This window comes from Rhodococcus sp. (in: high G+C Gram-positive bacteria), from assembly GCF_049286785.1.
Taxonomy (GTDB): Bacteria; Actinomycetota; Actinomycetes; order Mycobacteriales; family Mycobacteriaceae; genus Rhodococcus_F.
In genome coordinates this window covers 1-5,057 of sequence record NZ_JBAQEO010000941.1, presented here as the reverse complement: position 1 = coordinate 5,057, position 5,057 = coordinate 1, and the positions used below count along the sequence as shown (strand labels likewise).

Sequence of the window (5,057 nt, the reverse complement as noted above, 5' to 3'; positions counted from 1 at the left end):
GTACAGGACTATTTCAACGCCAACGGCCTCGATGTCAGCCCGTACGTCGCAGAGATCGAGGCCATGTTCCGCAAGGTGCTCGGCGACCGCGACCTCGAGGGCCAACCCCGAGAGGAATGGCTGATCGAACGTGCCGCGATGGTCGCCGGAGTGGAACACCTCACTGCAGTGCTGGGCATTTGGAGCCTCAACTCCCCCAAGCTCGATGCACTCAAATCGAACGAGACGATGATGGACCTGCTTCGGTGGCACGGGGCTGAGGAAGTCGAACATCGCACCGTCGCCTACGACGTCTACAAGCACATCGATGGCAGGTACTGGCGCCGGGTCCGCACCTACGCTGTGGGCGGCATCCTGCTCTTCTCCCTGTGGTGGCGCGGCGTCAAGTTCATGATGGCGAACGATCCCACGATCCCGGCCTCGGCGAAGCGCCCCCGGGCCAGCATCGTCAAACTCATCTGGGCCGAGGCCCGTCACATCGTTCCCGGACTGGGTACCTTCGCGAAGGCATCCTGGAAGTACTTCCTGCCGACCTACCACCCGTCCCATGAGGGCTCGACGTCGCAGGCCGTCGCCTATCTGGCGAAATCGCCTGCGGCCATGCGTGCAGATGCTCTTGCGGACGCCCAGACATCATGAGAACAATTGCACACCAGACGAATCGAGGTCGAAAGGGCGATCAACCCGTTCGCTACACGCCGGGAACCGATATCCCGGACGCGTTCGTCTTCCGATTCTTCGAGACGGTGACCGGAAGATGGTGGACCAAAGCCGCACAGCGTTCGGCCCGTGGCCGTTCGCCGGTGGCCACCGTCGATCGTGATCAACATGTTCGGGTTGCGCGCGTCAGCGAGGAGGCCAACGACGTTCGAACGCTGTGGTTCACCCGCACCGACGAACAACTGTTTCCGGCGTGGGATCCCGGCTCTCATGTCGACGTCGTGCTGCCCAGCGGCCGAACTCGTCAGTACAGCCTCAACAGCGACCCTGACGATCTACGCACCTATCGCATCTCGGTCCGCCGCATCGACGAAACCAGCGGTGGTGGTGGAGGTTCGGCAGAGGTCCACACTCTCGAGGTCGGGCAGGAACTGACGTTGAAGGGACCGCGTAACGCGTTCCCGTTCATCAACTCCCCCCGCGGGTACGTCTTCGTCGCCGGCGGTATCGGGATCACTCCGATCCTGCCGATGCTGCGCGATGCGGCTCGTCGAGGCGACCCATACGTCCTCATCTACACCGGTCGAAACCGAGCATCGATGCCCTTTCTCGACGAGATCGGCCAGATCGTGGGCGACCACGCCGTCCACATCTGGCCCGACGACGAGTACGGCACACCCGACGCCGGCAAGATCATCGACCTCGCACCAACCGGTGCCGCGCTCTACACCTGCGGGCCGATACCGATGATCGACGCCATTCGCGCACAGATTCCGGACCCGCAGATCGACACGCTGCATTACGAACGGTTCAGCCCGCCACCAGTTCTCGGCGGGGAGGCGTTCACCGTCCGCCTCGCGAACACGGGCGTGGAGGTACAGGTCAAGTCCGACGAGTCCGCGCTGACGGCGATCCGGCGGACCAAGCCAGGACAGGCCTACTCCTGCCAACAGGGCTTCTGCGGAACGTGCAAGGTGCGGTTGCTGGACGGCCAGGTCGAGCACCGCGACAACGTTCTGACCGACTACGAACGCAACGACCACATGATCCTGTGCGTCTCTCGCGCTCAGGGCTCAATTTCCATCGATGCATAGGAGAAAGACGCGATGAAGGCCGTTGTCTGCACAGAGGGCGAGCTCAGTGTTCGCGAGGTGAACACACCCGAACCAGGTCCGGGCCAAATCCTGATCAAAGTACTGCGGACCGGGATCTGCGGATCGGATCTGCACGCCACCAAGGACGCCTCCGAGTTGAACGCGTTGATGCTCGAATCGGGTTACACAACAGCGATCCTTCCGGACCAGGAGGTCATTCTCGGCCATGAGTTCCTCGGCGAGGTGGTGTCGTACGGCCCGAAGACCCGGGGCCGTTGGGCCGCGGGTACGACGGTGACGGCGCTGCCCATCCTGCACACCGAGGTCGGAATGCACTTGACGGGCTTCGACATTCACGCAGCAGGTGGCTATGCCGAATACACCCTCGTGGAGGAAGCGCTGACATTCCCCGTTCCTGACGGCGTCTCGCTTGACAAGGCCGCGTTTACCGAGCCGCTCACCGTCGCAAGGCATGCGGTCCGTCGATCGGGAATCAGCAAGAAGCGCCCCGCCGTCGTCATCGGCTGCGGCCCCATCGGCCTGGCAATGATCCTGATGCTCAAGGCCGCAGGCGTCACGACGGTCATCGCCTCCGATCTCTCACCCGGCCGGCGGAACCTCGCCACCCAGTGCGGTGCCGATGCGGTCGTCGACCCCAAGGTCCAATCGCCCTGGGACACCCTCACACTCAAGGATCCCGTCAACTCGACGCCGGAACTCCTCGCGTTCGCACTCGAGATGACCAAAGCCGTGCGCCGGATCCCATTGGCCTCGGTGGAGAAGATCTTCTTCGGCGCCGATCGACTCGGCCAATCCCCGAGCGGCCCCGTCGTATTCGAATGTGCTGGCGTCCCCGGAATCATCGATCACATAATCGCCAACGCACCGCTTCGGTCGCTGGTGACTGTGGTCGGAATGTGCACCGAAGTCGACAAGTTCCGACCAGCGGTTGCCCTCAGCAAAGAGATCGACCTGCGCTTCGTCTTCGGTTACGACCCAGCAGAATTCAGCCAGACCCTGGGCATGATCGCCTCCGGCAAGGTCGACCCATCCCCCCTGCACACGGCGACCGTGGGCCTCGACGGCGTCGCACAGGCATTCAACGACCTCGGCGATCCCGAGCGCCACGCGAAAATTCTCATCGATCCGTTCAGGTGAGAGTGGGACACTCGGTGTTGCCATCGCGTACACCTTTCGATGCCACCTCACCGAGCATCACAGTGTTCGCCGGATCCGCTTGCGTGTCTGGCCGGGGTTTGCCGTCGGTATCAAGCTGAACTCGGCCAGATTCGGAGGAGCCGGTGTGATGCGATCGTTGATCGACGGCAGCCATCCCGCCTGTGTCCGTTCCGGCCCGGTCCTTGCGGCTGCGGCGTATCCGGACGTCCTGGTAGCCCGGGCCGACAGCGACGGACAGGACCTCGATCTTGTGCTCCGCCCCGGTGCCGGCCCTACCCACGCAACCCTCACGCTCGAACGGCTTGCTCCGAATACCTTCTACCAAGTAACGGGCGCGGACGAATCCATCATCAAGGCACAAGACGACGGAACGGCATCGATCAGAGTTGCACTCCGGACCCGAACCGAGGTGCACGTGAGCCCGGTCCGCGATGACGTTCACCGGTAACAGGCCTCCTGCATCCGCCGTCGGTTTCGGGTGTGAACGTCGGGAGGTGCGTGTAGAGGCGTGACAGTGATCGCCCGGCACGCAGAACGGTCCGGTCGGGACGCACGATCGCCGCTGTGATGCGGCCACCCGCGAGCCACCGGCCGAGATTCGATTCGGCTGCGGGTCGAATCACCTGGGCGCCGCGACGTTCGATCTCGTACCGTTGCTCCTCGGTCGGATCGATCGTCGTCACGACGACGAAAGCGTCGTGCGCGACATCGTCGAGGCGGCGTCCGTCAGCATCGAGAATCGCATTCGGGCAGAGACTTCCAGACAGCCCCACGTGGACCGGATCCCGGTGAACGAACTCGGATGCGCGGAGTGACGGGGTGACACCCTCGATGATCTTGGATCCGAGTGCCGGAACCCTCACGGCGAGTGGAGCGAGCGTGCGGCGGACAGCGTTACCGAACGTGCCACCCTCCGTCATCGCCCAGCCGACAGCGACTGCAAGCCGAATCATCGATGCGGCATGCGGTTTCCGCTCCGTCTCGTACGAGTCGAGGCACGTGCGTGGCAGCGTGCCGCCGATAACGCCGGCGAGTTTCCATGCCAGGTTGGCCGAATCTCGGAGTCCCGCTCCCATTCCCTGACCGATGAACGGTGGAGTCAGGTGCGCGGCATCACCGAGCAGGAAGACTCTGCGGTCCCGCCACCTGTCCGCAACCTGTGCTCGGAAGGTGTAGTCGGCGACCCGCACGAGTTCGAAGTCGCTGTCGTCGACGTCCCGAATCCACGGTGCGAGGAGTGGTTGCAGGCGGTTGAGAGTGGAATAGCGCTCCGCGCTCTCGCCCGGCAGCAAGCGGAACTCCCACCGGTAGCGGGTCTCCCCGATTCGCATATAGGTCGCGGCTCGAATCGGATCGCACACCTGGTGTACGCCTTCCCAATGCTCGAGATCCCGGCCGGTCGCGAGGTCGACGACGAGCCACCGTTGTTCGAATCCCATGTCGTCCATGCGGGAACCGATGGAGGACCGGACGATGCTGTTCGCACCGTCGCATCCGAGGACATAATCGGCGTTGACGAACTCCCGCAAACCTGTCGCGCGGTCGACGAAGGTGACCCGTGAGCCTTCGCGAGTGTTGGCGACGTCGGTGATTTCCACGTTGCCACGAAATGTGACGGTATCGCGACGCGCGAGCCCGGAGCGGAGTAACTGCTCGAACTCCGGTTGGTCGAACATGTTGGCTTGGGGGAAGCCGTGCACACCGGTGGCCGTGCTGCGCCGGAACTCGGCCAGCACTCGCATGTCTCGGTCGACCAGACGCAGTCCTTGCCCGGGCCGGGAAATACGCGCGAACTCGTCTGCCAGGCCCAGTCGAGACACGATCCGGTGCACCTCGTCGTCGAGGTGCACCGCCCGCGGCTGGGGGTAGACGCTCTCCCAACGGTCCAACACCAGACATTCGATCCCGTAGTCGGACAACAGGGTTGCTACAGCAGACCCCACAGGGCCGGCACCGGCGACGACGACCGGAAAGTGCGGCGTGTTCACGAGGTCACCTCGGCAAGAAGCAGGAACGAACAGAGCACTGTTGCGGCACCGACGGTAAGGGCCGGAATCAGCTTCTTGATCCCGTCACCCGTGCGGAGATGGATTACCAACGCGCCCACGAGCAGCAGCACCAACC

4 protein-coding genes are annotated in these 5,057 nt (G+C 63.7%); 3 read left to right on the top strand and 1 reads right to left on the bottom strand.

What is annotated here, in order from left to right; genetic code table 11:
- The 3 genes from WAW17_RS34110 to WAW17_RS34100 form a co-directional block, all read left to right on the top strand.
- Positions 1-639: metal-dependent hydrolase (locus tag WAW17_RS34110; protein ID WP_422337240.1), on the top strand; the 639-nt coding region annotated here is incomplete at its 5' end.
- Positions 636-1,754 carry a PDR/VanB family oxidoreductase gene (locus WAW17_RS34105; RefSeq protein ID WP_422337239.1) on the top strand — a complete coding sequence of 373 codons (1,119 nt, stop codon included), beginning with the start codon at positions 636-638 and terminating at the stop codon, positions 1,752-1,754. The genes WAW17_RS34110 and WAW17_RS34105, both read left to right, overlap by 4 nt.
- A 12-nt stretch (positions 1,755-1,766) precedes the next feature.
- Positions 1,767-2,912 (top strand): zinc-binding dehydrogenase, encoded by a 1,146-nt coding sequence (locus WAW17_RS34100; protein WP_422337238.1) that lies wholly within the window; start codon positions 1,767-1,769, stop codon positions 2,910-2,912.
- 401 nt (positions 2,913-3,313) lie between these two features.
- Here WAW17_RS34100 and WAW17_RS34095 read toward each other — a convergent pair whose 3' ends face one another.
- Complete coding sequence (locus tag WAW17_RS34095; protein ID WP_422337237.1) at positions 3,314-4,921, bottom strand: bifunctional 3-(3-hydroxy-phenyl)propionate/3-hydroxycinnamic acid hydroxylase; 1,608 nt, start codon at positions 4,919-4,921, stop codon at positions 3,314-3,316.
- Positions 4,922-5,057 lie beyond the last annotated feature (136 nt).